Genomic DNA, 26,200 nt, shown 5'->3' with positions numbered 1-26,200 from the left:
GACCATGTGGCCTCTCATCAAGATCCTGCCGGTCAAGACCAACTTCCGGTTCGTCGCCTTCTCGAAGTACGCGGGCGCCATCTCCATCCTGCTGGCGATCGGTTCGCTGTTCATGGCCATCTATCCGGCGACTCCTCCCTGTGGAGGTTTGAACTGCGGCATCGACTTCAAGGGCGGCACCCTGCTTGAGTTTTCGACGCCTGGACCGGCCAACCTCGGCGCCATCCGCCAGGCCCTCGCCGCCCAGGGCGTCGGCGATCCGCAGGTCCAGGGTTTCGCCACCCCGGACGACCCGTCCGGCGCCCGGCACGTCTCGACCCGCTTCGAACCCGGTGAGAACCCGGCCCAGAAGGTCGAGCAGGTCAAGGCGGCGATCGAGAAGGTCGCCGGCGTCGACGACAAGGCCTTCACCCGCACCGAGGTGGTCGGGCCCAAGGTCTCCAGCGAGCTGTTCACCGGCGGTATCATCGCCCTGTTGGCGGCGATCGGCCTGATGCTGCTCTACATCTGGTTCCGCTTCGAACTGCAGTTCGGGCTCGGGGCCGTCGTGGCCCTGTTCCACGACGTCTTTCTGACCTTCGGCATGATTGCCGTTTTCAAGCTGGAATTCAGCCTGACGACCGTGGCGGCCATCCTGACCATCATCGGCTACTCGATGAACGACACCGTCGTGGTCTTTGACCGCCTGCGCGAGAACATGCGCAAGTACAAGAAGATGCCGATGCGCGAGATCATCGACCTGTCGATCAACGAGACCCTGTCGCGCACGGTGATCACCGGCCTGACCGCCATCATCGCCCTGGGCGGCTTGGCCGTCTTCGGCGGCGATGCGCTGTACGGCTTCTCGATCATCATGATCTTCGGGATCGCGCTCGGCACCTACTCGTCGATCTATGTCGCGGCCCCGATCATCCTTCTGTGGAATGGCGGCAAGCGTAAGGAAGACACGGAAGCCGAAGTCCAGATCCTGGGACCGGCGTCGCGGGCGTAGGGTCCATGCGGCAGGCGCCCTCCATCGACGCCTGGGGCGGCGGCGGCTTTCGGGTCGCCGGCCTCTGGCGGCCCGGATCGTTGCTGATCCTCGACGATGTCGCCCAGGACTGGTCGGTGGCCAGCCTGGGCGATCTTGCCCTGGACGCCTTCGCCCCGGTGTTCGCGGCCGGTTCGGCGGTGGAGTTCGTGCTGCTCGGCACCGGCCTCAACCAGGCCCTGCCGCCCCGCGAGATTCGCGAAGGGCTTCGCGCCAGGGGGCTGGGCCTGGAATTCATGTCCAGCGAGGCGGCGGCGCGCAGCTACAATGTGCTGGCCTCCGAAGGCCGGCGGATGGCCGCGGCGCTCATCGCCGTCTGAAGTCTTGGCAGGTCCGGCCGAACCGGCCTATAGCTGAGCCCCTGGGTAGGACTTTTCGAGGGGCTCGAACAATGACGGCGCTGCTGTCCAATTTCCGAAACACTATCATCGTCAGCTTCGTGCTGGCCCTTGTCATGGTCTACGCCTACTTCGCGGCGAACCAGGGCACGGCCGCCGATTTCGCCATCGCCACGCTGCGCTGGCTGCACGTCCTCGCCGGCATCCTGTGGATCGGCCTGCTGTACTACTTCAACTTCGTGCAGATCCGCGTCATGCCGCAGATCCCGGCCGAGCTGAAACCGGCGGTCAGCAAGTACATCGCGCCCGAAGCGCTGTTCTGGTTCCGCTGGGCGGCCCTGGCCACCTGGGTGATCGGTGTGGCTCTGGCCTTCCATCGCGGCTACCTGGTCGAGACCTTCACGCTGGGCGCGACCGAGAACTTCGGCAACCCGGGCCACATCCTGCTCGGCATCGGCATGTGGCTGGCGACGATCATGTTCTTCAACGTCTGGGCCTTCATCTGGCCGGCGCAGAAGATTGCGCTGGGCATCAAGGAAGGCTTCGACGCCGACGCCAAGGCGGCGGCCGGCAAGAAGGCCATGCTGTTCTCGCGGACCAACACCCTGCTGTCGATCCCGATGCTGGTCACCATGACCATGAGCCAGACCATCTTCGGCTGATCATCGGCTTGAGCTAAGAGAGGGGCCCGCCGGCGACGGCGGGCCCTTTTTCGTGGACCTCATGCAAGACCTCGACGCCATCCTCGCCGACAAGGACCCCGATCGCTGGCTGTCCAGCCGCTTCGCCGCTGATCCGGCGGCGCGCGCCGATCTGGTCGCCCTCTACAGCCTCGACAACGAACTGTCGGCCGTGGGGCGTAAGGTGCGCGATCCGCTGGTCGGCGAGATGCGCCTGGCCTGGTGGCGAGAGGCGCTGGAGGGTCTGATGGCCCGTGGCGACACGCGCGGCCACGCCGTGCTGGAAGGGCTCAAGGCCGCCCGGTTTCCCATGGATACGGTCGCCGGCCTGCCAGACCGCTATATCGACGCCCTGGCGCCGCCCGCCGACGACGAGGCGCTGCTGGCCCGCATCGACGAGACCGACGGCGTCGTCATGGCCCTGGCCGCCCTGCGCCTGCATCCGGACGCCCGGGTCGAACAGGTGGCCGACGCGGCGCGGGCGCTGCATCTGGCGCGTTCGGGACAGGCGGACCGGGCGGCGGTCGGCGATGTGCTGAAGCGCGGGCGGACGGCGCTCGCCACGCTGCCCACCGACGCCTTCCCGGCGGTCGCCCACGCGGCGCTGGCCAGGGTCTATGCAGCGCGTGGCAAGCCGGGGCCGCTGGGCAAGCGGCTCCGGATCACCTGGGCGGTCCTGACGGGCCGGCTGTAGCCGCCTACTTCTTCTCCGCCGTCCACTCGTCCAGCCAGCCCAGCACCTCGTCGTGCCACTGCACCGAGTTCTGCGCCTTCAGCACCCAGTGGTTCTCCTCCGGGAAGTAGAGGAACTTGCTGGGCACGCCCTTGCGCTGCAGGGCGGTGAAGGTGGCGATGCCTTCCTCGAGCGGCACGCGGTAGTCCTTGCCGCCATGGACCACCAGCATCGGGGTGTTCCAGTCCTTGACGTGGTTGGACGGGTTGAACCTGTCGTAGGTGGTGTTCGGGTCATACGGCGTGCCGCCGTTTTCCCATTCGCTGAACCACAACTCCTCGGTCGAATAGCCCATGAAGCGGGCGTCGAAGATGCCGTCGTGGTTGACCAGGCACTTCCAGGGCTTGGCCCAATTTCCGGCGATCCAGTTGATCATGAAGCCGCCGTACGACCCGCCCAGCGCGCAGGTCCGGTCGCCGTCGAGGAAGCTGTACTTGGTCAGGGCGTGGTCCCAGCCCTTCTGCAGGTCTTCCAGCGGGCGGTCGCCCCAGTGCTGGCTGATGGCGTCGGTAAAGCCCTGGCCATAGCCGGTCGAGCCGTGGAAATCGATCATCACCACCGCATAGCCACGAGAGGCGTAGGTCTGGGCGTTCCAGCGGTAGTGGAACAGGTTGCCGAACGACCCCTGCGGCCCACCGTGGATCAGGAAGGCGACCGGATACTTCTTGGCGGGATCGAAGTTGGCGGGCTTCACCAGATAGCCGCGCACCGTCTCATTGTTCCAGCCGGCGAACTCGAACTGCTCGTAGGCGCCCCAGTCGACGTCCTTGAGTTGGGCGGCGTTCACGTCGGTGATCGGCCGCGGCATGGCCTTGGCCTTGAAGTCCTGCACCCACAGCTGGGCCGGGGCGTCCAGCTGGTCCTGGGCATAGACGGCGCCCGTGGGGGTCAGGCTGAAGGCGCTGACATGGCCGGCGCCGGTCTTGGCCGTGACCTTGCCGGTCCTGGCGTCGATGGCGAACAGGCGGGTCTGGCCGATGTCCTGGGCCGTGACATAGAGGCTCTTGCCGTCCGGAGCCCAGGCAAGGGTGTCGGCCGAGCGGTCCCAGCCGGCGGCCAGCTCGCGGGTCTGGCCGGTGGCCACGTCACGCAGCACGATCTGCCAGCGGTCGGCCTCGAAGCCGGGCCGCTTCATGGCGCGGTAGGCCATGGTCTTGCCGTCCGGCGAGAAGACCGCGCCGGTGTCCCAGGCCTTGTTGGCCTGCGTCAGGTTGGCCGCGCCCTCGCCGCTGAGAGGAACCTGCCAGAGGTCGAAGTTGGTCGACCAGGGCTCGGTCTTGCCGGCGATGCGGACGCTGTAGACGACCGACTTCGAGTCGGGGGTGAAGGTGAATTCGCTGTCGTCGCCGAAGGGCTTGGACGGCGCGTCGCCATCGACGCTCCGCATCAGGTGGACGGCCTGCTCGGCCGGGGCGGCCTTGCCGTCGGGACCCAGCGACAGGGCGAACAGGCTGTTGCGCTTGCCGTCGGCCCAGGCGTCCCAGTGGCGAATGAACAGACGGTCGTAGACCACGCCGTTCGACTTGGGCGTCAGGTCCTCGGGCATCTTCTTCTTGCACAGGATATCCGGGCATTCCGCGTCGACGCTGAGCGACACCACGACCGTCTTGCCGTCCGGCGACACGGCGAAGGCGCCGACATCCAGCGGCAGGTTGGTCACCTGGGTGACCGCGCCGCTGGCCACATCCAGCTTGAACACCTGGTCGGTCCCGCCGGCGCGGCCGGAGGCGAAGTAGATGGCCTTGCTGTCGCCCGACCAGCGCGGCGAGGTCGCCCCGCCGTCCGAGGCGGCCAGACGGGTCGGCTTGCCGTCCCTGGCCTTCAGGTCGATCAGCCACAGGGACATCGAGGCCTTGTTGGCGTCGTAGTCCATGGTCCGCAGGCTGTAGACCACCCAGCGGCCGTCGGGCGAGACGCGCGGGTCGCTGACCCGGTCAAGGGTGACCATGTCCTTGGGCGTGAACGGGCGGGCTTCGACAGCTCCGACGACCATGGTGGCGGCGAGCGCGGCGCCGGCCAGCAGGCGGAAGGCGATCTTCATACTGGGTGTTCCCCGGAAGGCGTTGTGATTGGCGGGAAACCTAGACCCGCCGGGGAGCCGTTTCCAGCCTACTCCGCCGCCAGAGCCCGCGCGCCGATCCATCGGTCCAGGTCATCCAGCGCCCGCTGGCTCATCAGCTGCTTCTTGGCCCGGCCGCGTTCCTTCAGCGGGATCTTCTCGCCGTCCGGGCCCTTCTTCGGGGCCTCCATGGGCGGCAACAGGCCGTAGTTGATGTTCATCGGCTGGAAGCTGCCCTTGCCGTCGACCATGTGGCCGCCGGTGATGTGGGCGGCAAGGGCGCCGAGCGCCGTGGTTTCGGGCGGCGTCTGGATCGGCGCGCCAATCCGTTCCGCCGCGGCCAGCCGGCCGGTCAGCAGGCCGATGGCGGCGCTTTCGACATAGCCCTCGACGCCGGTCACCTGGCCGGCGAAGCGCAGGCGTTTGTCGGCCCGCAGGCGCAGCTGCTCGTCGAGCAGGCGCGGGCTGTTGAGGAAGGTGTTGCGGTGCAGGCCGCCCAGCCGCGCGAACTGCGCGTCCTGCAAGCCCGGGATCATTCGGAACACCTCGGCCTGGGCGCCGTGCTTCAGCTTGGTCTGGAAGCCCACCATGTTCCACAGGGTGCCCAGCGCGTTGTCCTGGCGCAGTTGCACGATGGCGTGGGCCTTGACCAGCGGGTCGCGCGGGTTGGTCAGGCCGACCGGCTTCATCGGCCCGTGGCGCAGGGTCTCGCGGCCCCGCTCGGCCATCACTTCGATCGGCAGGCAGCCGTCGAAATAGGGAACATGCTCCCAGTCCTTGAACTCGGCCTTGGGCCCGTTCAGCAGGGCGTCGATGAAGGCCTCGTACTGCGCCTTGTCCATCGGGCAGTTGATGTAGGCGGCCGCGTCGCCGCCCGGGCCTTCCTTGTCGTAGCGCGACTGGCGCCACGCGATGTCCATGTCGATGGATTCAAGATGGATGATCGGCGCGATGGCGTCGAAGAAGGACAGGCTGTCCTCGCCGGTGAGCGACAGGATCGCCTCGGCCAGGGCCGGAGAGGTGAGGGGACCGGTGGCGACGATGACGCTGTCCCAGTCGGCGGGCGGCAGGCCGGCCACTTCCTCGCGCGCGATGGTGACCAGCGGATGGGCTTCCAGCTTCGCCGTCACGGCCGCCGAGAAGCCGTCGCGGTCGACAGCCAGGGCCCCGCCGGCCGGCACCTGATGGGCATCGCCGCAGGCCATGATGATGGAATCGCAGCGCCGCATCTCGGCATGCAGCAGGCCGACGGCGTTGAACCGCCAGTCGTCGGAGCGGAAGCTGTTGGAACAGACCAGTTCGGCCAGCCCATCGGTTTGGTGGGCGTCGGTGCCGCGCACCGGGCGCATCTCGTGCAGCACGACCGGAACGCCGGTCCGGGCGATCTGCCAGGTCGCTTCGGAGCCGGCCAGTCCGCCGCCGATCACATGGATGGGTTTTGTCGTCATGGGCGGACAGATAGTCGCCAATCGCCGCCGACGAAACAGATTTGGGAAGCCGCCCGCCGCCCCGGTTCGCTTTGGGGTGGCGTGATGGTCTGGCCTGTGGTGTGGTTGCCGGCGGATGAACACCCTCGGGGGAGGCGAACATGGCTCAACTGGATATCGGCAAGGCGGCCTTTGCGGGCTTTGGAGTCATCGGACGCAAGCCTCTGCCGCCCATCATCTGGGGGCTGGTCACCATGCTCCTGTCGGTCGGGCCGATGCTGCTGATCCTGCCGGCCCTGCTGCAGTTCTTCGATCTGGCTGTGGCCGGGGTGCAGAACAATACTGATCCCGACCCCGAGCAGATCATGATGCTCTCCGCCCAGATGAATACGGTGACCCCGCTCACCTGGATCGCCGCCCTGCTGGCCTACGGGCTTACGACCGGCGCGCTGTTCCGGGCCATGTTGAAGCCCGAGGAGAAGTCCTGGTTCTATATGCGGGTGAGCATGGCCGAGGTCATGCTGGTGGTGGTCACCATCGTCTACGCTGTCCTCCTGCTCATGGCCGCGGGCCTCCTGGCCGGGCTCGTCGCCGTCCTGGCCCTGATCGCGCACCAGATTTCCGAGAGCGCCACCCTGCCGGTCGCGATCGTCCTGGGGCTGGCGGCGCTGGGTGTCCTGGTCTGGGGCGGGCTGCGCTTCTCGCTGGGCCTGGCGATGAGCTGGGAGCGCAAGAGCTTCCTGCTGTTCGAGAGCTGGTCCCTGACCCGGGGACATGCCTTCGGCCTGTTCCTGGTCGGCCTGATCAACTTCATCATCAGCCTGCTGCTGGCCATTGTGGTCGGGGTGGTCGTCGGCGGCTCCATCCTGGCGGTGATGGCCTCGACCGGGATGTTCCAGGCCCTGGCCAGCGAGGATCCGGGAGCCTTCTTCACGCCCGAGAAGATCAAGTCCCTGTGGCCGATCGCCGTGGTCTGGATCACGCTGGCCTCGATCTTCCAGAGCTATCTGACGGTCGTGCAGACCGCGCCCTGGGCCGAGGCCTATGGCCAACTGGGCACAAGCAACGAAGAGACCTTCTGAACCGCGTCCAGACGCTGTCGCGTTGGTCTGAAATGCTGGCATAAGCTTGGCCTGTCCAAGGGTGAAGCGAATCAGCCGACCCGCGGCCGAGCGCGTCAGGGTTAGATGTTGCGGTTAACCCGCCTGGACGCGTTCTGAAGATAAGTCAGAAGCCCGCAACGGGCTTCGGGGATAGAGTCGCCAGATGTCCTTCTCGCCCGTTCAGGCGTCCCTAGAGGGCTTCCGCTTCATCCGTGACCGGCCGCGGCCGGTGACGGTGTGGATGATCGCCTTGCTGGTGCTCAACCTCGCGGCGGCGCTGTTCAACCTGTCGCCCTGGGCCCAGCGCCTGATCCAGCTGCAGACCGCGCGGGGCTTCGAATGGTCCTGGGCGACGCTTCAGGACCTGGCGCTGCATCTGCTGCCGGCCGCGGCCATCGCCCTCTTCCTGACCTTCGCCAGCCTCTGCGTCGTCACCCCGTCGATCTTCCGGGTGATGCTGGGCAAGACCCACAATCCTGACTTCCGGCTCGGGGCCGACGAGGCGCGGATGTTCTGGCTGTTCCTGGCCATCCTGCTGGCCATTACCGTGGCGGCCGTGCCGTTCGGCATCGTGCTCGGCCTTAGCCGCGCCCTGGCCGGGCCGCTGGCCGAGCGGGTCGGGCTGGCCGGGCTCATGGCCCTGCTGGGTCCGTTGTCGGTGCTGTTCCTGCAGGCTTATTTCATTATCCGCCTGTCGCTCACCGCGCCGGTGGCCATCGACCAGCATCGGCTGGATGTCATGGGCTCCTGGAAGATGACGCACGGGGCCTTCTGGCAGCTGCTGGCCGGCACGGCGCTGTCCCTGCTCTGGACCCTGGCCGTGGCCTTCGGGGCGGTGATCGCCTTCTCGCTGGTCGCCGTGCTGGTGACCTTCGTGCTGGGCATTCCGCCGGGCGAGCTGAGCGCCTTCCTGTTCCCGTCCGGCCAGGGCTATCTCGACTACTTCGGACCGGGACCGATGCTGCGGCGGGTCTTCGAGTCGGCCCTGCTGGCCATCCTGTTCTGCGTGGTCTGCGCGACGGTGGTCTATGCCTACCGCGAGCTGTCGCCGCCGGGCGACGAGGCCCCCGAGCCCGAGGACGACATCCTCGAGCACGAGACCGCCGTCTAGCCGCTCAGCTCAGGCGTTGGCGCTCGCGCTCGGCCGTTCGCTGACCCGGGCGTGCCAGGCGCGCAGGGCGCTGGCGTCTTCCGGCATTTCCAGGCCCGTGAAGGCAGCGAAGTCCACCGTCGACAGAGCACAGATATCGGCCATCGTGTAGCTGTCGCCGGCGATGAACGGCCCGCCGGAGCTGAGTTCCCTGTCCAGCCAGCCGCAGGCGCGGGCGTAGAGCTCGCGGTTGGACTCGCCGAAGTCGTTGAACTGGGTGAGCAGGGCGGCGGTCAGGGGATGGGCGTGGCGCCAGAACATCCCGACCGGCGTCATCACCTGGAACTCGATGCGCCGGATCCACATGTCGACCAGCGCCTGCTCGACGCCGGTCCGCCCGAACATCGCCGGTTCGGGATACAGGCTTTCGAGGTAGCGGCAGATGGCCACGCTCTCGGAAATCCCCGTGCCGTCGTCGAGCACCAGGGTCGGCAGCTGGCCCAGCGAATTGCGGGCCCGGTGCTCGTCGCTCTTGTGCTCGCGGCGCCGCATCTCCACCCGGGTCTCGGGCAGGTCGATGCCTTTTTCGGCCACGAAAATGCGCACCCGGCGCGGATTGGGCGCCGGGTTGCGCTCGCCATACAGGATCACGGGTGGATCAGCTGCAGGGGTTGGTGGCGCAGGTGGTCAGGCCGGCGCGCTGCTGGGCTTCCAGCTCGCGCTTGTCCAGCTCGGCCTGCTTTTCCCAGTCGGTCTGCGTGCGGCAGACCTTGGAGGGGAAGCGGGTGCCGATCACCGGGGTCTTCTTGCAGACCATCCGGTTGGGATCCTTCTTGGCTTCCTTCTTGGCCCCGTCGCCCGGTTTGCCGGTGTCGGCGGCGAAGCTGGCGGTGGCGAGGGTCGCGCAGGCGAGGGCGACGAGAATGACCTTCATGGGAGACTCTTCAACTAGGGATCGAGGAGGACCGGCCATCCCCCCATTGGCATGCCTCTGGGCCGACCGGATTAACGAAGCTAACATGACGGAACCCGGAACGCCACTGTGACCCGGACTGGGCATTCGCGACCTGTCGTCCCCCTATCGCTCCCGGCCGGAGGGTCTGCTAACCAAGGGGCGGCGGCCCGGCCAGACGGGCGCAAGGGAAGGATGTCATGAGCGAGATTTCGGCCACCGACGCGGCGCTGGGCGGCTTTGGCCTGGCGCGGTCCAACCCCCGGACCGTCCTGATGTGGGGCCTGCTGGCCTTCATCTCGACGATCACCACCTTCGCCCTGATGACGGTGCTCTCCGGCCCCGCCTTCGCCGAGGCCCAGACGATGGGCGTCTCCGGCGACGTCGATCCGGGGCAGATCCTGGAGATGTACCGCCAGATGGCGCCGGGCTACGGCGCCTCGATTGCGGTCTCCATCGTCATCAGCGGCCTGCTCAACGCCTCGGCCGCCCGGCTGGTGCTCAATCCGTCCGACACCGGCGGCTTCGGCTATGTGCAGTTCGGCGCTGACGAGCTGCGCCAGATGCTGCTCGCCCTGGTGCTCAATCTGATCTTCATCGGCGTCTGGGTCGCCGTGATCGTGCTGGCCAGCCTGGCCTATCTCGTCGGCGGCCCCGGCCTGTCGGCCCTGGTCGGCCTGGTCGGGTTCCTGGCGGCCCTGGTCGCCAGCCTCCTGCTGGTGGTTCGTCTGTCGCTGTCCAGTTCCGCCACCTTCGTTCAGCGTCGGCTGGCCATCGGCGAGTCCTGGCGCCTGACCAAGGGCCGATACTGGCCGCTGCTGGGAACCTACCTGCTGGCCGGCGTGCTCGGCATGCTGGTTATCCTGCTGGTCTGGGGCATCGCCATGGTGGTCATCACCCTGGTCTTCGGCCTGGCGGCGGCGGGCGGGGCGATGAGCCCGACCTTCTCGTCCCTGGGCGCCGTGTTCAGCCCGGCTAGCCTGATCTACTTCGCCATCCTGTCGTTCGGCTCGTCGCTCGGCTACCTGATCATGCTGACCCCGGCCCCGAGCATCTACCGCCAGCTGACCGGCGCCCCGGCCGTCTTCGACTAGAAGGCAGCCGGTTCGGGGCGCTACGCCCGCTTCTTGCGCCGCTCGGCCGCCCGGTCGCGGTGGCGCTTGAGCAGGACGTCGAGGTAGCGGCCGGTCCAGCTTTCCGGGATCGCCGCCACCTGTTCGGGCGTACCGACGCCGACGATCTCGCCGCCGCCGTCGCCGCCCTCGGGGCCGAAGTCGACCAGCCAGTCGGCGGTCTTCACGACGTCGAGGTTATGCTCGATGACCACCACGGTGTTGCCCTGGTCGACCAGCTCGTGCAGCACCTCCAGCAGCTTGCGCGTATCCTCGAAATGCAGGCCGGTGGTCGGCTCGTCGAGGATGTACAGCGTCCGCCCGGTCGCGCGCTTGCTGAGCTCCTTGGACAGCTTCACCCGCTGCGCCTCGCCGCCTGACAGGGTGGTCGCCGACTGCCCGACCTGCACATAGGTCAGGCCGACCCGCTTCAGCGTCTCCATCTTGTCCCGCACCGGCGGCACCGCCTTGAAGAATTCGGCCGCCTCCTCGACGGTCATGTCCAGCACGTCGCTGATCGACTTACCCTTGAACAGGATCTCCAGCGTCTCGCGGTTGTAGCGTTTGCCCTTGCAGACGTCGCAGGTGACGTAGACGTCGGGCAGGAAGTGCATCTCGATCTTGATCAGCCCGTCGCCCTGACAGGCCTCGCAACGCCCGCCCTTGACGTTGAAGCTGAAGCGGCCGGGGCCATAGCCCCGCGCCTTGCTCTCCGGCAGGTTGGCGAACCAGTCGCGGATCGGCTGGAAGGCGCCGGTATAGGTGGCCGGGTTCGAGCGCGGCGTGCGGCCGATCGGGCTCTGGTCGATGTCGATGACCTTGTCGAAGTTCTCCAGCCCCTCGATCTTCTCGTGCGGGGCAGGGGCGTCCGAGGCGTTGTTCAGCCGCCGGGCCGCCGCCTTGTACAGGGTCTCGATGGTAAAGGTCGACTTGCCGCCGCCCGACACCCCGGTGATGCAGGTGAAGGTGCCGACCGGGATCTCGGCGGTGACGCCTTTCAGGTTGTTGCCGGTCGCGCCGACGACGCGCAGCACGTTCTTCTTGCTGATCGGCCGGCGCTTCTCGGGCACCTCGATCTCCCGCGTGCCGACCAGATACTGACCGGTCAGGCTTTTCGGGCTGTTCATGATGTCCTGCGGCGTACCCTCGGCGCAGATCTCGCCGCCGTGGATGCCGGCCGCCGGGCCCATGTCGATGACATAGTCGGCGGTCATGATCGCCTCCTCGTCATGCTCGACGACCAGCACGCTGTTGCCCAGGTCCCGCAGGCCCTGCAGCGACTGCAGCAGCCGCGTGTTGTCCCGCTGGTGCAGACCGATCGACGGCTCGTCGAGCACATACAGAACGCCGGTCAGCCCCGAACCGATCTGGCTGGCCAGCCGGATGCGCTGGCTCTCGCCGCCCGACAGGGTGCCCGAGGCGCGGGACATGTTGAGGTAGTCGAGGCCGACATCGACCAGGAACCGCAGGCGATCGTTGATCTCCTTCAGGATCCGCCGGGCGATCTCCATATGCTTGTCGGAAAGCTGGCCCTCGAGGCCGGCGAACCACTCCTTGGCCGGCCGGATGGCCAGGCCGGAGATTTCCGAGATGTTCTTGCCGGCGATCTTCACGGCCAGGGCTTCCGGACGAAGCCGCGCCCCGCCACAGGCCTCGCACGGGGTGTCGGACTGATAGCGGGCCAGTTCCTCGCGCACCCAGCTGGAATCGGTCTCGCGCCAGCGGCGTTCGAGGTTGGGCAGCACGCCTTCGAACGGCTTCACCACCTCGTATTTGCGGGCGTTGTCGTCATAGACGAACTTGATCTTCTCCGTGCCCGTTCCGTAGAGCACGACCTCCTGCGCCTTCTCCGGCAGCTCATGCCAGGGCTTGTCCATCGAGAAGCCGTAGTGGCGACTCAGCGCCTGCAGGGTCTGGGTGTAGAGCGGCGACGGGCCCTTGGCCCAGGGCGACACCGCCCCCTTGTGCAGGCTCTTGTCCTTGTCCGGGATGATCATGTCGGCGTCGAAGGCCAGCTTGGCCCCGAGACCGTCACAGACCGGGCAGGCGCCCGCCGGATTGTTGAACGAGAACAGGCGCGGCTCGATCTCGGCGATGGTGAAACCGCTGACCGGACAGGCGAACTTCTCGGAGAACAGCAGCCGCCGCGGCTCCTTCTCGCCCTCCTTGGCCTCCGCCCATTCGGCCACCGCCAGCCCCTCGGCCAGCCGTAGCGCCTGCTCCAGGCTGTCGGCGTACCTCTGTTCCAGGCCTTCCTTGGTGACCAGCCGGTCGACGACCACGTCGATGTCGTGCTTGAACTTCTTGTCGAGGTCCGGGGCGTCCTCGATCGGGTACAGGGTCCCGTCGATCTTCAGCCGCTGATAGCCCTGCTTGCGCCACTCGGCGATCTCCTTGCGGAACTCGCCCTTGCGGTCGCGGACCACGGGGGCCAGCAGATAGATGCGCTCGCCCTCGGGCAGGGCGGTCAGCTTGTCGACCATCTGGCTGACGGTCTGGCTCTCGATGGGCAGGCCGGTGGCCGGCGAATAGGGCACCCCGACCCGCGCCCACAGCAGGCGCATGTAGTCGTGAATCTCGGTCACCGTGCCCACGGTCGAGCGCGGGTTGCGGCTGGTGGTCTTCTGCTCGATGGAGATGGCCGGCGACAGGCCCTCGATCAGATCGACGTCCGGCTTGCTCATCAGCTCCAGGAACTGGCGCGCATAGGCCGACAGGCTCTCGACGTACCGGCGCTGGCCCTCGGCGTAGATGGTGTCGAACGCCAGCGAGCTCTTGCCCGACCCTGACAGCCCGGTGATCACCACCAGCTCGCCGCGCGGGATGTCAACGTTGACGTTCTTCAGATTGTGCTCCCGCGCGCCACGCACGCGGATGAAGTTCAGCTGTTCGACCATGATGTCCCGAGAACGCGTAAGGCCGGACCAACGGTCCCGGCGCAACGGCAATATGTAGTGCTCGGGGCCCGCATTAACACAAGAACAAGATGCGAACAAACGTCACGGAGCCGACTTGTTGCCAACCTGTGGCAGCAGGGGGCTCAGCTGGCCTTGGTGGGGTCCAGCGGCAGACCGGCCGCCTGGCGTCGTTTGAGCTCCCGCAGCCAGCCGTGCAGCGCCTCGCAGTCGAGGCCGTGCATCATCAGCCGGAAGCCCGCCCCGAAGGTCGACAAGGGAATCAGCGGATGGCCGTTCTTGACGAAATTCAGGTGGTAGTCCGTCCCCAGCAGCCGGGCCAGATAGATGGCGATCACCTCGTCCAACTGCAGCGAATTGACCGCCCGGACGAAGTCGTGACGCGGCAGCATCAGGCCGTACATCGGGGTGTAGACCTCGACCGCCGTCTGCACGTCGGCGAAGTTCCACGGCCGGTCGGGAAAGGGTTCGAACTCGAACGGTTCGTCCGAGATCATCGAGAAATCCGGCCGGGCCACCGGTTCCAGCTGGCGACCCTCCGCCTGCAGCGCGGCGTTCAGCTCGATGACGAAATTGAAGACGTTCAGGTCGTGCTGCAGGAAGACGTTGTCCTCCAGGTCCCGTAGGGCTTTCGGCCGCAGCGGATGGGTCGCGATATCGACCCCGGCGTTGGTGCGGATGAAGGCCAGCAGCTCGGTGCCGATATGGAAGTGCCGCATGATCAGCAGGTTGGTCTCGGGCGTCGCAAAGGTGCGCAGGCCCCAGTGGATCAGCCGGTGCAGCCCGCCATTGAAGTTCGGCCAGTGCACGAACACCCGCCGGACCAGATGGACAAGCAGCATCAGGACAAACAGCACCGGCCGCAGCGCCGGCAACAGGAAGGCCCGGCTGTAGGAGGCGTTGCCGCTCAGCAGGGCCCGCTTGGCCTGCGGCTCGATCGGCAGGCTGGGGTCGAGCCACAGCGCCAGCCAGGGATCGGGATCGGCGGGATCGTGGCTCGCCGCGTCGAACTGCTGTCCAAGGCGTCTCAAAGGACTTCCTCGATCTGAAGCGCATAAAGCCGGGCCGTCACCTCGGCGCAGCGGACGATGCGCGCCTCCACGACCGGGTCGGGCAGCACCATGCGCAGCATGGCGTCGAACTCCTTGATATGCTCGGCGTCGTTTTCCCCGTGGTACAGCAGGAACCGCACCGCCTCGTCCGGCAGCGACAGGCGGCTCTGGGCCGCCCGGCCCCAGCTGGTCGCCTTGGCCGACCCAAGCCCCTCGATGATGAACATCGCGCCCAGCAGGCCAAAGGGGTTGGCCTTCGAGGCCTCGTGGAACATCCAGGCCGACAGCGCCTCGGACCCGACGTTCTTGGGCGTCTCGCGGATGGTCTGCAGCGCGCCGCCGGCGGCCACGAAATCGGCTTCCAGCAGGCGGAAGTCCCGGTGCTCGGTGACGGCGTGACGCATCAGCGTCGAGCGCAGCTCGAGATGGCCGTCATCGACGTTCGAGGCGGCGCGCGACATCCACAGGGCGCCGTCCTTCACCTGCTGACGCAGGTTGGCGAGGAAGGCCAGATAGTCCGCCTGCTCGAACCGGCCGCGGGTCAGCTTCCGGATCAGCGGCGTCTGCTCCAGCCGCGCCTCGAAATCGGTGAAGACGATGGCCAGACGGCGAAGGGTGCGCGCGACGGCGTCTTCCTGGTCGGACGTCTGCAGGGCTGTCGCGCTCATCCCACCACCTCAAGCATCATGAAACCGATCATTGCCCGCCCGCTTTCCGGCACGATGCAAAGCACCTTCTCGCCCGGCCGGGCTTTGCCGGACCGCATGAAGGCGTCCAGCATGACCCAGATCGACGCCGAGCCGATGTTGCCGACGGTGGCCAGGTTGCTGAACCACTTCTCCTCGGGGATCATGGCCTGCGTCCTCTGCAGCAGCGAAACGATCTCCTCGCGCAGCGATCTGGCCGAGTAGTGGCAGAGCAGGTGGTCGACCCGCGCCGGATCGATGCGGCCGCTGTCGACCTTCTCCAGCCAGTTTCCGACCCAGCCGCGAATGATCACCTTCAGAAGCTCGAAGTCCTGCAGCAGGGCGATCGCGCCGTCCGCATGGGCGGCCTCGGGCCCGGCATGGGACCAGCCGGCGAGGGGAGAGGTCCGCTCCTCCACGGTGGCGCCCGCCCACATGCAGGTCTCGAACTGACCGGCCATCGACTTCAGGTCCAGCCACTCGACCTTGAGGCTCAGCCCGTCCGGCCGGGGCCGGGGTTCCATGATCACCGCGCCGGCCCCGTCCGACAGGGTGAAGCGCAGGAAATCGGCCTCCATGGCCAGCCGCCCCTTGGCGTCGACCAGGGCCGTGCCCTCGTAAAAGCTTGGGCGAAACCAGCGCGACGAGAACTCCCCGGCGCAGGCGGCGGCGACCTCCGCCTCGCCGGCCCTGACCTGCAGCCAGGCGCTCTTGGCCGCCATCAGCGACGAGGCGCAGACCGACTGGAAGCTGGCGATCTCCAGGGGCTGACACGCGAGGTCGCCATGCACCGCCGCGGCATGCCCCGGAACCAGCAGGTCGCCCTGGGTGGTCGCCGCAGCCAGATAGTCCAGCGCGTCCAGCCCCAGGCCCGCGTCGTCCAACGCGTTGCGGACCGACTGCGCGGTCATCCCCGCATTGCTGTGCTGCGGCTGTCCCTCGGCGTCGAGCGCGTAGTGGCGGGTCTCGATGCCGTTCCAGCGAAGCGCCCGGCGGCCGACGGCGGACGCCCGCCCGCCGATCCGTCCGATGTGGTTCTCGATCTCTCCGACCCCGATGGGCGGCCCCGGCAGGTACGCGCCGGTTCCGGTGATATAGACATCCCGCAGGCCAGACATGACGCACTCCACAGACGGAAGTGAGCGTTTACTCACATTCGCTCACACCGTCAAGCGGTTGTATCATGCGGCGCGAGCCACCGAGAAGGTTGCATTGGCGCGGGCGCAGGGCTTGCCGTCGGAGGTGACGAAGCACTGGGCGAAGCAGATCGATTTGCCGATCTTCACGAAGCTTGTGGTGAACTCCAGCCACTGACCCAGCTTGGCGACGCCGACATAGTCGGTGGTCATGCTGGCGGTCAGCAGGCCGGAAACCGTCTCCCGCCCGGCCTGTTCGATACAGGACAGGCCCATGGCGTTGTCGGCCAGGGCGGCGATCAGGCCGCCGTGCGCCAGCCCCCGGCTGTTGGCATGGGCCGGGCCGATGCGCAGCCCCAGGATCACCGCCTCGCCGGGGACGACCTTGCTGAAGATCGGCTCCCAGGGATCGGTCAGGCCGCTCTTGCGGAAGTGGGGTTCAAAGCCTTCTGGCGTTTGCATCGGTTCAACTTTCATTTAGACCGGTCTATATAGTTTATGAGAACGCCCGGGACCGCAAGCCATGTCCGCCAAGCCGAAACATCGCCAGGCCATCGTCGCCGCCGCCGTGCGCCTGTTCCGGCGCCAGGGCTACGCCGCCACCGGCCTTGCCCAGATCGTCGAGGCCAGCGGCGCGCCCAAGGGCTCGGTCTACCACTACTTCCCGGCCGGCAAGGCGGCCATCGGGGCGGCGGCGGTGACGGCGGCGGGCGAGACGGTGCGGGCGACGATCGCGGCCTTGCCGGCGGGGGAAAGGCCTGGCGACTTCCTGCGGGAATACGCGCGGCTGATGGCCGCCTGGCTGCGCGCCTCCGGCTTCCGCGACGGCTCGCCCATCGCCTCGGTGGTCCTGGAACAGGCGGCGCAGGACGACGAGATCGCGGCGGCGGCCCGGGCGGTCTACGCCGCCTGGCGCGGCGAGATGGCCGCGCGGCTGGCGGCCGGCGGGCTTGGCGAAGAGGCGGCAGGCCGTCTGGCCCTGCTGGCCATCACCAACCTGGAAGGCTCGCTGATCCTCGCCCGCGCCGAGCGCTCCGAGGCCCCGGTCCTGGCCGCCGCCGAAGCCCTGGCGGCGCTTGCCGACATCAGCTGAGCAACAGCCGCCGGATCTCGTTGAACATCAGGTGGTTGAGGCCCATGGCCCGCCCGTCGATGGCGTCGTTCAGAGATGAAACCTTGGCCACGACGATGTCGTTCGCCCGGTCGAGGAACAGGTTCTGCCCATGTATGCCCATGGCGAACAGCACCTGCGGCGCGTCGTCGATGACATACCAGCCGCTGCGATAGCGCATGGTCATGCCGCCGAACGCCCGGGCGAACTCGCCCTGCCGCCAGGCCTCGGCGTCGCCGCCGGTGGCGATGTCTTCGATCCAGGCCGTCGGGATCATCGGGTCGTCCTCGACCACCCGCTGGCCCAGCCGGGCGAAGTCCCGCACTGTCGCGCAGATGCCGCCGGTGGCGCGTGGCGAGCCGGCGACGTCCAGGGTGACGGCGCCGTCGTCCTCCGCCCCGGCCGGCGCCCACAACAGCTCGCTGACCAGATTCGAGAACGCCCGCCCCGACGCCCGCTCGATGACCCAGCCCATCAGGTCGGTATTGGCCGAGACATAGGCGAACGGCCCGCCATGCACCGCCGCCGGCCCCTGCAGCCCGGCCAGGAAGGCCCGCAGCCCCTGCGTCGTCTCGCCGGCCGCGAGCGGCTCCCAGCCGCTCGCCAGGCCATAGGCGTGCTGTTGTTCGATGCTCAGCTGCACCCCGGCCCGCATGTCGAGCAGCTGGCGCAAGGTCGCCCCGGCATAGGGCCCGCCGGCCATCTCCGGCAGATAGGCGGTCACCGGCGCGGCGATATCCAGCACCCCCTGGCCCACCAGCGCCCCGACCAGCAGCCCGACCACTGACTTGCTCGCCGACATCAGGATATGCCGGTCGTGCGCCTGCAGCCCGTTGGCATAGGTCTCGAACACCACCCGGCCGCTCTTCAGCACCACCATCCCGTCGGTCGCCGTCGCCGCCAGCACCGTCTCCAGCGACAGCGTCTGCCCGCCGGCCTTGAGCGCGAATCCGTCCAGCGCCCCGGCCTGTCCAGCCGGCAACTCCCAGGCCGACCCGGCCCAGATCGGGGCGGTCGGCATCAGCGCGTCGATGTTGCGGAAGGCCCAGCGATTGAACGGGCTGTTGCGCCAGTTGGAGAGATCGGCGCCGGTCTCGGAAGTCGAGGTCATCGGGCAGTTTAGCGTCCGGATTTCAGCCTGTCAGGAGGCTGCGCTGGATGAATATGTCTAGGCTGTAGGGACGATTTAATCATTTGAGCCAGAGCATGATGCAGGCGAGCTTTACGAAGCCCATGAAGGTTTGGGCGAGCTTGTCGTAGCGGGTGGCGATGCGCCGGCAGTGCTTGATGCGGCTGAAGAAGCGCTCGATGCGGTTGCGCTCTTTATAGATGTCCTTGTCGTAGCTGTGCTTGCGCAGGCGATTGCGGCGCGGCGGCACGACCGGATCACCACCTTGCTCGATGACCTTCGCGTAGAGGGGGTGGGAGTCATAGGCCTTGTCGGCGATGAGATGCTGGGCGGCCAGTCCGTCGATCAGATCGCTGGCCGGAGCCACGTCATTCTGCTGTCCTGGGCCGAGCATCAGCCGGATCGGCAGACCCAGGGCGTCTACGCCGGCGTGGATTTTGGTGCCGAATCCGCCGCGAGAACGGCCAAGCGCCTGGGCGTCCGGGCCCCCCTTTTTCGCCGCGCTCCAGCGGCTTGGGCGTGGGCCCGAATGACCGTGGCGTCGAGCATCACCCATTCCAGGTCAGGGTCCGCCGCCACCGCCGCAAAGATCTTGTCCAGCACGCCCTTCTCGACCCACCGGTAGTATCGCTTCTTGGCTCGTTCAACGGGCCCAAAGCGCTCGGGCAGATCCTTCCACCGGGCCCCCGAACGGGCCATCCACAACAGGGCGTCGATGAACAGACGCCCGTTGCTGCGCGGGCCCCGCTTGCCCTTGCGCCCACCTGGCACAAACGGCTCGATCCGAGCCCACTGATCGTCCCGCAGAACCTCGCCTTCCAAGGCCGCCTCCAAAAAGCAGCTTTGAATCAGAACCCGGAATCCATGGGAATCCTAAATCGTCCCTACAGCCTAGACATATCAAAATCGACCCAAAATGGGCGCGCTGTCCCTGCGGTGAATCTGTAGGTCGGCGCGGGCGCAAACCGGGCGACATTTGCTGACACTCGACCCACGCCAGGGCTACGGTTCAGGCTACATCCTCAAGGCGCCGACCCACGCGGAAGCCAACGGAATAAGGGTTTCGCCGCTTTTCGACCGCTGCATGCCCCTTTTTTGTAGGTCGATCCGACGGTGGTACAATCGGACGCCGCTTCGATAGTCAGCAGCGGTCGATCCGCGCCGCGAAACAGCCCCGCCGGGCATAGTGGGCGTGCAGGTAGGCGACCTTCTCGTCTGCCAGCCAGGCTTCGATCAGCGGCGCCGCCTCGCGCCCCTCGACGACCTCGGCCTCGACCATCATGTCGTCGCCGTCGAAGGCGCGGATCGCCAGCAGCCGGCGCTCCAGCGCGAGGGGCAGGGCATCCGTGATCACTGCCGTCTCCTGGGCGATCTCGCGGACGTAGATGGCGTGACGGCTGCGGTACGGCGTGTCGACGGGGAGGTGCTCGTGGTTCAGCAGCAGGACAGTCTCGCCGGGCTCGGCGTCTTGCAGGGTGATGCGGCAGGGGGCGCTGGCGGGGGCGTCGATGTGCACGCGGATCACGCCCTGTTCGGCGAGGGCGGCGTCGCTGAGGCCGAACAGCGGCCGGAACGGTTCGGGGGACAGGCCGGTGATGGTGAAGGGCATGAAGAGATCTCCTTGTTGCCGCCGTTCTCGCTGTCCCGCGCCTCGCCGACACTCCGATCCTTGCTGCGCTTTCATTTGCGCCCGCGTAGGGCCGGTCCTATATCCGCCGCCAAGCCGGCAACCCCGCCGCACGAGCTGGAGAGCGCCTTGATCATCGCGACGGACCCCCGTTTCGCCCTGAACGCCTCTCCCGCCGTGAGCGCCCATGTCCGCCCTGATCACCCTGGATTCCGTCTCCGCCGCCGCCCCTGACGGCCGGCTCCTTTTCGACAATCTGACCCTGGCCATCGGCCGCGAGCGCACCGGGCTCGTCGGCCGCAACGGCGTCGGCAAGACCACCCTGTTGCGCCTGATCGCCGGGGAGGCGCCGCCGCGCGCCGGGACCATCAGCATCGACGGCCGCCTCGCTGTCCTGCGCCAGGCGCTGCAGCCCGATCCCGCCGCCAGCCTCGCCGGCCTGCTCGGCGTCGAGGAGGCGCTGGCCCGCCTGGCCCGCATCGAGAGCGGGGCGGGGAGCGAGGCCGATTTCGCCGAGGCCGACTGGAGCCTGCCGGCCCGCCTCGATCAGGCCCTGGCCGAGGTGGGCCTCGCCGGCCTCGCCCCGGACCGCCCCGCCGTCTCCCTCAGCGGCGGCCAGGCCACCCGCGCCGCCCTGGCCGCCGTCCTGCTGGCCGAGCCTGACGTCATCCTGCTCGACGAGCCGACCAACAACCTCGACGCCGGGGCCCGCGCCCTGGTCGCCGACGTCCTGCGCCGCTGGAAGGGCGGGGCCCTGGTGGTCAGCCACGACCGCGCCCTGCTGGAGGAGATGGACCGCATCGTCGAGCTCTCGCCGCTGGGGGCCAGGATCTACGGCGGCGGCTACAGCCTCTATGCGATCCGCAAGGCCGAGGAGGCGGCCGCCGCGATGCGCGATCTCGATGTCGCCGCCCGCGAGGCTGCCCGCGTCCGGCGCGAGGCCCAGGCCGCCCGCGAGCGCCAGGACCAGCGCGACGCCGGCGGCCGCAAGTTCGCCGCCAGGGCCAGCGAGCCCAGGATCCTGCTCGGCGCCCAGAAACGCCGGGCCGAGGCCACCGCCGGCCGCGTCGATCGCCTGGCCGACCGCAAGCAGGGCGAGGCCCGCGAGGCGCTGGAGGCCGCCAGCGCCAGGGTCGAGCGCACCCGCGCCCTGGCCTTCGACCTGCCGCCCAGCGGCCTGCCCGCCGGCCGGCTGGTGCTCGCCGTCGAGGACGCCGCCTTCGCCTGGCCGGGCGGCGAGCCCCTGTTCGAACACCTCGACCTGACCCTCACCGGCCCCGAGCGGGTCGCCATCACCGGCCCCAACGGCAGGGGCAAGACCACTCTGATCCGCCTCGCCGCCGGCCAACTCGAGCCCACGGCGGGGACGGTCCGCCGCCCGGTCCCGGCCCTGATGCTCGACCAGCGCACCGACCTGCTGGCCGACGACGAGACCATCCTCGAGGCCTTCCGCCGCCTCAACCCCGCCGCCGACCGCAACGCCGCCCAGGCCGCCCTGGCCCGCTTCCTGTTCCGCAACACGGCCGCCGACCAGCTCGTCGGTTCCCTGAGTGGCGGCGAGCGCCTGCGCGCCGCCCTGGCCTGCGTGCTGGCCGGGGACCGGCCGCCGCAACTGCTGATCCTCGACGAACCGACCAACCACCTCGACCTCGACTCCCTGCAGGCGGTCGAGCAGGCCCTGTCCGGGTATGACGGCGCCCTGCTGGTGGTCAGCCATGACCCGGCCTTCCTCGAGGGGATCGGCATCGAGCGCCGGATCGTCATTGGAGCGCCCATTTTGAGCCGATGAAACCGTCCGGCCCAGATTGTGCCGCTGTTGCATGGTCGGATAGTCGTGTTACGGGAGCCTCGGGGGTAGGCCTTGTCCAAGACACTCATCATGTCCGGCGTTGAAGCGGCGCGTGGCGCGCGCGCCGGCGGGGCGCGTCCGTGAAGACGCTGGCCGTCCTGTCCCGCAAAGGCGGCACCGGCAAGACCACGGTCTCGCTGCACCTGGCCATGGCCGCCTGGCTGGCGGGCAAGGGCGTCCTGCTGGCCGACTGCGACCGCCAGGGCTCGGCCCAGGAATGGCGGCGCGAGCGCCAGATCGGCGGCCCGGTGGTGTTCTCGACCAAAACGCCGGCGCTGTTCGCCACCCAGCAGGCCGCCAAGCGGGCCGGCCGCGACCTGATGATCATCGACACCAGCCCTTCAGCCAGCGAGGATCTGGCCGAAGCCGTCCGCTGCGCCGACTTCTGCCTGATGGTCCTGCGTCCCAGCTTCCTGGATGTCCGGGCGGTGCGGGAGACCGCCGAGCTGGTCCTCCGCTTCGGCAAGCGGGGCGCCTTCGTCATCAACCAGGCCCCGCCGCGCCGCAACGGCCGCGAGATGGCCTGCGTCGGCGACACGGTGGCCCAGCTGTCGGCCATGGGCCGCCCGATCATGCCCATCGGCCTGCGGGCCCGCATCGCCTATCAGACGGCCGTGGGCGAGGGGCGTTCGGTGCAGGAGGTCGATCCCCATAGCGCCGCCGCCCTGGAGATCGGCGGCCTGTGGCGCGAGGTCGAGGCGCAGCTCTGGCCCCCCGCCTTGGCGGCCGTTGCCGAGTAGCCAGGCTTTGTTCCCCTTGCCGAGGAACGATCGGCTGGGTCAGCCGCTTCCGACCCTGGCGCGTTTGTATGCCAAAAAGGGGACGCGGATGACCGACCTGAAGTCGAACATCGCCAAGGGCCTGATCGCCGCACTCTGCTCGGCCCTGGCCATTGCCGCCGGAGCGGCCTCGGCGCGGCAGGAAGCCCAGGGCGCCCACCAACAGGTCGCGACCGAGCGCTCTCTCTAGGCCGAGCGGTTCAGGGTGATGGCGCGGGCGTCGGCGCCGACCGCGGTCGCGCCGGGACCATAGCCCGGGCCGGCGCTGCGCTGGGCCACCACCTCGTCGGCGATGGCCTTGACCAGGCCTTCGGTGACCGTGCGGGCCGCCTCCAGGGCGCGACCCTGGCGGGCCAGCACCGAGTCAAAGGCTTCCGTCGCCCGCATCAGCGCCAGTCGCTGGTCCATCGGGGCCCCGGCGATCAGCCCCGGCTGGCTGCGCACCCGCGACGACTCGTGGCGATAGAGGTTGGCGAGGCGCGAGGTCTCTTCCAACTGCGCCGCGGCCGCCTGCGGCCGGCGCTGCTCGAAGGCCAGGGCCTGGTCGGCGATCAGACCGGTCAGGCGCTCGGTGAGGATGATCAGCTGGCCGACCCGATCGGCGGCGTCGTGGGCGTCAAGCGCCATTGGGAACTCCTGTGTCTTCCAGACCCTGCATCTTCAACATCTCGCGCTCGACACTGGCCGCCAGGCCGACGCCGCCCGACCTGGAGACCTGCTTGGCCACCGCGTCGGTGAAGAACGACTTGAACATCTCTTCGCCCTGGCCGCCGCCGAACGGGGCCTCGGTCTCGACGCCCTTGAACATCTGGGCGAGCATCACGGAGAGAAAGCTGGACTCGAAATTCTGGGCGCTCTGCTTGACCTTCGAGCGCGCCATGTCGAGCGCCGGGGCCTGGCCCAGCATCACATCGACGGGAGCGGTGATCGGTCCGCTCATCACATCACCTCGATATCGGCTTGCAGGGCGCCGGCGGCCTTGATGGCTTGCAGGATGGAGATCATGTCGCGGGGGGTGACGCCGAGGGCGTTGAGCCCGGCCACCAGGCTCGACAGCGAGGCGCCGCTTTTCAGGGTGATCAACTGGCGGCCCTTTTCCTCCTCGACCGCCACGGCGGACTGCGGAACGACAGCGGTCTGGCCGCGGCTGAAGGGCGCCGGCTGGCTGACCGCCGGGCTCTCCTGGACGGTGATGGTCAGGTTGCCCTGGGCGATGGCGACGGTGCTGACCCGGACCTGCTCGCCCATGACGATGACGCCGGAGACCTCGTCGATGATCACCCGCGCGCCGGTGTCCGGCTCGACCATCATGCTCTCGATGGCGGTGACGAAGGGCACGATGCCGGCCCCGATCGGCGGGCGCAGAGTGACGATGGTCGGGTTGTCGGCGTTGGCCGTGCCCGGATACTTGGCGTTGATGACGTCGGCGATACGGCGGGCGGTGGTGAAGTCGGGATTGCGCAGGGTCAGGCGGACCTGGCCCATGTTGGCCATCTGGAAGCCCAGCTCCCGTTCGATGATGGCTCCACCGGCGATCCGGCCCGAGGTCGGCACGCCCTTGCTGATCGAGGAGCCCGAGGCGCCGCTTGCCGACACCGAGCCCGTCTGCACCGTGCCCTGCGCCACGGCGTAGGCCTGGCCATCGGCGCCCAGCAGGGGGGTGACGATCAGGGTGCCGCCCAGCAGGCTCTTGGCGTCGCCCATGGAGCTGACCGTCACGTCGATGGGGCTGCCGGCGGCGGCGAAGGGCGGCAGCTTGGCGGTGACCGTGACATAGGCGACGTTCTTGGAATTGAGGTTGGCGTCGCGGATGTTGACGCCCAGTCGCTCCAGCATCGCCTCCTGGCTCTGCTTGGCCTGGGGCACGTTGCGCAGATTGTCGCCGGTGCCGTTCAGGCCGACGACCAGGCCGACGCCGACCAGGACGTTCTCGCGCATGCCTTCGACCTCGACGATGTCCTTGATCCGCGACGCCGCGAAGGCTTCACCGGAAAGGCTCAGGCCGAAGATCAGAAGGGTCGCGATCAGAAGACGCTGCATGAAACTCCACCTCGTGCGCACGAGAGGAGGGGAGTGCCAGAACCGGGCCAGACGATTTGTTCAACAAATACAGCGAGCAGACGCTGGGCAAGCCGGGCCGGCGGCAGAATTTGCCCGGCATTAACCATACCGCAAGCGGTCGGACCCAGAGTCGGGCCTCACATGTCGGGGAGTCTTATGAAGGTCGGCAGAACCAGTGGACCAGCGGCGAGCGGCGGCCCCTCGGGCGCGCGGGCGCCGGCCGGCGGATCCTCCTTCAACCTGCCGGCGGTGGGCGCCGCCGGATCGGCCGCCCCGATGGCCCGGGCGGCGGGCGTCACCGGCGTCGCTTCTTTGGACGCGCTGCTGGCCCTGCAGCAGACGGACGGCCCGCTGGAACGCCGCCGCAAGGCGGTCGGCCGGGCCGGCCGCATCCTTGATGTGCTGGATGACCTGAAGATGGCGGTGATCGACGGAGAGGTCTCCGAGAGCCATCTCGATCATTTGATGCGCGTGGTCCGCGACCAGCGGGAAAACACCGAGGATCCCGGCCTGGAGGGGGTTCTCGACGAGATCGAAATGCGGGCGGCCGTGGAGTTGGCTAAACTCCAGCGCGCGAAAATGGCGGCATGAACGCACGTCAAACACGACGTTCATTGTCTGGCCTACCCGTTTTGCTATAAGGCCCCGCTCGCTGTGAGCGGGGTAGTGGGGCGTGAGGCGTCAATGACGGCGGCTACGGTTCTTAAAGTGCCAGCGGACTATCGTCCTTCCGAGGACGAGGAGTTCATGAACGAGCGTCAGCTCGAGTATTTCCGAAACAAGCTGCTCGCCTGGAAAGAGGACATCCTTCGCGAATCTCGCGAAACGGTGGCCATTCTCCAGAAGGAGACTGAGAACCATCCGGACCTGGCCGATCGCGCCACGTCCGAGACGGACCGGGCTCTTGAGCTGCGGACCCGGGATCGCCAACGGAAACTGATTTCCAAGATCGACGAAGCTCTTCGCCGCATCGAGGACCAGTCCTATGGCTACTGCGAGGAAACGGGGGAGCCGATCGGTCTGGCGCGTCTCGACGCGCGGCCCGTGGCCACCCTGAGCCTCGAGGCCCAGGAGCGGCACGAACGCCGCGAGCGGGTTCACCGGGACGACTGATCTTTGTAAAGCCGCCGGTTCTGATGGACCGGCGGCTTTGGTTTCCGCCTGATCGACGGCGCTCCCACGGCCGGAGCGAACGGTTGCATGCGCTGTAGGCGGCCAAGGGCCGCGCCCTCTTCCAGCCTCCACATCACGAGAAGTTCCGCATCCTCTGCTTGCGGCCCATCCCGCCATCGCGCAAGCTGACCTGTCAGTACGCGTCACTCCCGGGGGAT

Annotated in this window: 28 protein-coding genes; 13 read left to right on the top strand and 15 right to left on the bottom strand. The window is 68.1% G+C overall.

Going from position 1 to position 26,200, the window contains the following annotated elements:
• Window positions 1-4: 4 nt before the first annotated feature.
• From secF to O5I81_RS14160, 4 genes are all read left to right on the top strand, one after another.
• Complete coding sequence (secF, locus tag O5I81_RS14175) at window positions 5-991, top strand: protein translocase subunit SecF (RefSeq protein WP_271065508.1); 987 nt, start codon at window positions 5-7, stop codon at window positions 989-991.
• A gap of 5 nt (window positions 992-996) precedes the next feature.
• The gene (locus O5I81_RS14170) at window positions 997-1,350 is read left to right on the top strand and encodes an MTH938/NDUFAF3 family protein (RefSeq protein ID WP_271065507.1); all 354 of its coding nucleotides are present in this window, start codon (window positions 997-999) and stop codon (window positions 1,348-1,350) included.
• A 71-nt stretch (window positions 1,351-1,421) separates the two neighbouring features.
• Window positions 1,422-2,030 (top strand): urate hydroxylase PuuD, encoded by a 609-nt coding sequence (locus O5I81_RS14165; RefSeq protein ID WP_271065506.1) that lies wholly within the window; start codon window positions 1,422-1,424, stop codon window positions 2,028-2,030.
• Window positions 2,031-2,091: 61 nt separating this feature from the next.
• The gene (locus O5I81_RS14160; RefSeq protein WP_271069037.1) at window positions 2,092-2,742 is read left to right on the top strand and encodes a squalene/phytoene synthase family protein; all 651 of its coding nucleotides are present in this window, start codon (window positions 2,092-2,094) and stop codon (window positions 2,740-2,742) included.
• Between the two features lie 4 nt (window positions 2,743-2,746).
• Here O5I81_RS14160 and O5I81_RS14155 read toward each other — a convergent pair whose 3' ends face one another.
• Window positions 2,747-4,774, bottom strand: coding sequence for a S9 family peptidase (locus O5I81_RS14155; protein WP_271069036.1), 2,028 nt, complete (start codon window positions 4,772-4,774; stop codon window positions 2,747-2,749).
• A gap of 116 nt (window positions 4,775-4,890) precedes the next feature.
• Complete coding sequence (gene trmFO, locus O5I81_RS14150) at window positions 4,891-6,288, bottom strand: methylenetetrahydrofolate--tRNA-(uracil(54)-C(5))-methyltransferase (FADH(2)-oxidizing) TrmFO (protein ID WP_271065505.1); 1,398 nt, start codon at window positions 6,286-6,288, stop codon at window positions 4,891-4,893.
• A gap of 140 nt (window positions 6,289-6,428) precedes the next feature.
• Between trmFO and O5I81_RS14145 the strand changes: the two genes are divergently transcribed.
• Window positions 6,429-7,349, top strand: a complete 921-nt coding sequence (locus O5I81_RS14145; protein WP_271065504.1) for a hypothetical protein — start codon at window positions 6,429-6,431, stop codon at window positions 7,347-7,349.
• Window positions 7,350-7,533: 184 nt separating this feature from the next.
• Window positions 7,534-8,481 (top strand): hypothetical protein, encoded by a 948-nt coding sequence (locus tag O5I81_RS14140; protein ID WP_271065503.1) that lies wholly within the window; start codon window positions 7,534-7,536, stop codon window positions 8,479-8,481.
• Between the two features lie 9 nt (window positions 8,482-8,490).
• Here the strand turns inward: O5I81_RS14140 and O5I81_RS14135 are convergent, their stop codons facing one another.
• Both O5I81_RS14135 and O5I81_RS14130 read right to left on the bottom strand, forming a co-directional pair.
• On the bottom strand, window positions 8,491-9,111 hold the full coding sequence (locus tag O5I81_RS14135; protein ID WP_271065502.1) for a glutathione S-transferase family protein: 621 nt from the start codon (window positions 9,109-9,111) through the stop codon (window positions 8,491-8,493).
• Between the two features lie 7 nt (window positions 9,112-9,118).
• Window positions 9,119-9,394 (bottom strand): hypothetical protein, encoded by a 276-nt coding sequence (locus O5I81_RS14130; protein WP_271065501.1) that lies wholly within the window; start codon window positions 9,392-9,394, stop codon window positions 9,119-9,121.
• A gap of 218 nt (window positions 9,395-9,612) precedes the next feature.
• On the opposite strand from O5I81_RS14130, the gene O5I81_RS14125 reads away from it, so the two are divergent.
• The gene (locus O5I81_RS14125) at window positions 9,613-10,506 is read left to right on the top strand and encodes a hypothetical protein (RefSeq protein WP_271065500.1); all 894 of its coding nucleotides are present in this window, start codon (window positions 9,613-9,615) and stop codon (window positions 10,504-10,506) included.
• A gap of 20 nt (window positions 10,507-10,526) precedes the next feature.
• Here the strand turns inward: O5I81_RS14125 and uvrA are convergent, their stop codons facing one another.
• From uvrA to O5I81_RS14100, 5 genes are all read right to left on the bottom strand, one after another.
• The gene (gene uvrA, locus O5I81_RS14120) at window positions 10,527-13,421 is read right to left on the bottom strand and encodes an excinuclease ABC subunit UvrA (protein ID WP_271065499.1); all 2,895 of its coding nucleotides are present in this window, start codon (window positions 13,419-13,421) and stop codon (window positions 10,527-10,529) included.
• 143 nt (window positions 13,422-13,564) lie between these two features.
• Complete coding sequence (locus tag O5I81_RS14115) at window positions 13,565-14,470, bottom strand: hypothetical protein (protein ID WP_271065498.1); 906 nt, start codon at window positions 14,468-14,470, stop codon at window positions 13,565-13,567.
• Window positions 14,467-15,159 (bottom strand): iron-containing redox enzyme family protein, encoded by a 693-nt coding sequence (locus O5I81_RS14110; protein ID WP_271065497.1) that lies wholly within the window; start codon window positions 15,157-15,159, stop codon window positions 14,467-14,469. The genes O5I81_RS14115 and O5I81_RS14110 overlap by 4 nt, the downstream gene beginning before the upstream one ends.
• Window positions 15,156-16,295: a beta-ketoacyl-ACP synthase III gene (locus tag O5I81_RS14105; RefSeq protein ID WP_271065496.1), complete on the bottom strand. Its 1,140-nt coding sequence runs from the start codon at window positions 16,293-16,295 to the stop codon at window positions 15,156-15,158. The genes O5I81_RS14110 and O5I81_RS14105 overlap by 4 nt, the downstream gene beginning before the upstream one ends.
• Before the next feature lie 63 nt (window positions 16,296-16,358).
• On the bottom strand, window positions 16,359-16,775 hold the full coding sequence (locus O5I81_RS14100) for a PaaI family thioesterase (protein ID WP_271065495.1): 417 nt from the start codon (window positions 16,773-16,775) through the stop codon (window positions 16,359-16,361).
• A gap of 61 nt (window positions 16,776-16,836) precedes the next feature.
• Here O5I81_RS14100 and O5I81_RS14095 point away from each other — a divergent pair, with 61 nt between their 5' ends.
• A complete protein-coding gene (locus O5I81_RS14095; protein ID WP_271065494.1) occupies window positions 16,837-17,406 on the top strand; it encodes a TetR/AcrR family transcriptional regulator in 570 nt (189 codons plus the stop codon).
• Here O5I81_RS14095 and O5I81_RS14090 read toward each other — a convergent pair.
• The 3 genes from O5I81_RS14090 to O5I81_RS14080 form a co-directional block, all read right to left on the bottom strand.
• Entirely contained in the window at window positions 17,399-18,535 is a 1,137-nt protein-coding gene (locus tag O5I81_RS14090; RefSeq protein ID WP_271065493.1) for a serine hydrolase, read from the bottom strand. The genes O5I81_RS14095 and O5I81_RS14090 overlap by 8 nt on opposite strands.
• A gap of 79 nt (window positions 18,536-18,614) precedes the next feature.
• Window positions 18,615-19,375 (bottom strand): IS5 family transposase gene (locus O5I81_RS14085; protein ID WP_271065152.1). Its coding sequence is split into 2 segments (ribosomal slippage): window positions 18,615-19,051 and window positions 19,051-19,375, totalling 762 coding nucleotides; the frame shifts between segments, so codons are not numbered across the junction.
• A gap of 319 nt (window positions 19,376-19,694) precedes the next feature.
• On the bottom strand, window positions 19,695-20,162 hold the full coding sequence (locus O5I81_RS14080) for a DUF1203 domain-containing protein (protein ID WP_271065492.1): 468 nt from the start codon (window positions 20,160-20,162) through the stop codon (window positions 19,695-19,697).
• Between the two features lie 205 nt (window positions 20,163-20,367).
• On the opposite strand from O5I81_RS14080, the gene O5I81_RS14075 reads away from it, so the two are divergent.
• The 3 genes from O5I81_RS14075 to O5I81_RS14065 all read left to right on the top strand — a co-directional run bounded on the left by O5I81_RS14075 (window position 20,368) and on the right by O5I81_RS14065 (window position 22,998).
• Window positions 20,368-21,969: an ABC-F family ATP-binding cassette domain-containing protein gene (locus O5I81_RS14075; RefSeq protein WP_271065491.1), complete on the top strand. Its 1,602-nt coding sequence runs from the start codon at window positions 20,368-20,370 to the stop codon at window positions 21,967-21,969.
• 140 nt (window positions 21,970-22,109) lie between these two features.
• Window positions 22,110-22,769, top strand: coding sequence for a ParA family protein (locus O5I81_RS14070; RefSeq protein ID WP_271065490.1), 660 nt, complete (start codon window positions 22,110-22,112; stop codon window positions 22,767-22,769).
• 88 nt (window positions 22,770-22,857) lie between these two features.
• A complete protein-coding gene (locus O5I81_RS14065) occupies window positions 22,858-22,998 on the top strand; it encodes a hypothetical protein (protein ID WP_271065489.1) in 141 nt (46 codons plus the stop codon).
• Here the strand turns inward: O5I81_RS14065 and O5I81_RS14060 are convergent.
• From O5I81_RS14060 to O5I81_RS14050, 3 genes are read right to left on the bottom strand one after another with little or no spacing between them, the layout of a single operon-like run.
• Complete coding sequence (locus O5I81_RS14060) at window positions 22,995-23,435, bottom strand: flagellar basal body protein (protein ID WP_271065488.1); 441 nt, start codon at window positions 23,433-23,435, stop codon at window positions 22,995-22,997. The genes O5I81_RS14065 and O5I81_RS14060 overlap by 4 nt on opposite strands.
• Entirely contained in the window at window positions 23,425-23,748 is a 324-nt protein-coding gene (locus O5I81_RS14055) for a rod-binding protein (protein ID WP_348637263.1), read from the bottom strand. The genes O5I81_RS14060 and O5I81_RS14055 overlap by 11 nt, the downstream gene beginning before the upstream one ends.
• Window positions 23,748-24,848, bottom strand: a complete 1,101-nt coding sequence (locus O5I81_RS14050) for a flagellar basal body P-ring protein FlgI (RefSeq protein WP_271065487.1) — start codon at window positions 24,846-24,848, stop codon at window positions 23,748-23,750. Before O5I81_RS14050 ends, O5I81_RS14055 begins: the two co-directional genes overlap by 1 nt.
• Window positions 24,849-25,025: 177 nt before the next feature.
• On the opposite strand from O5I81_RS14050, the gene O5I81_RS14045 reads away from it, so the two are divergent.
• Together O5I81_RS14045 and dksA are read left to right on the top strand one after the other, a co-directional pair.
• Window positions 25,026-25,460 (top strand): flagellar assembly protein FliX, encoded by a 435-nt coding sequence (locus O5I81_RS14045; protein WP_271065486.1) that lies wholly within the window; start codon window positions 25,026-25,028, stop codon window positions 25,458-25,460.
• A gap of 93 nt (window positions 25,461-25,553) precedes the next feature.
• Window positions 25,554-25,982: an RNA polymerase-binding protein DksA gene (gene dksA / locus O5I81_RS14040; protein ID WP_271065485.1), complete on the top strand. Its 429-nt coding sequence runs from the start codon at window positions 25,554-25,556 to the stop codon at window positions 25,980-25,982.
• The last annotated feature ends 218 nt before the right edge of the window (window positions 25,983-26,200 follow it).

Source organism: Caulobacter sp. NIBR1757, assembly GCF_027912495.1.
GTDB lineage: Bacteria > Pseudomonadota > Alphaproteobacteria > Caulobacterales > Caulobacteraceae > Caulobacter.
This window is presented reverse-complemented; position numbering and strand designations above follow the sequence as displayed.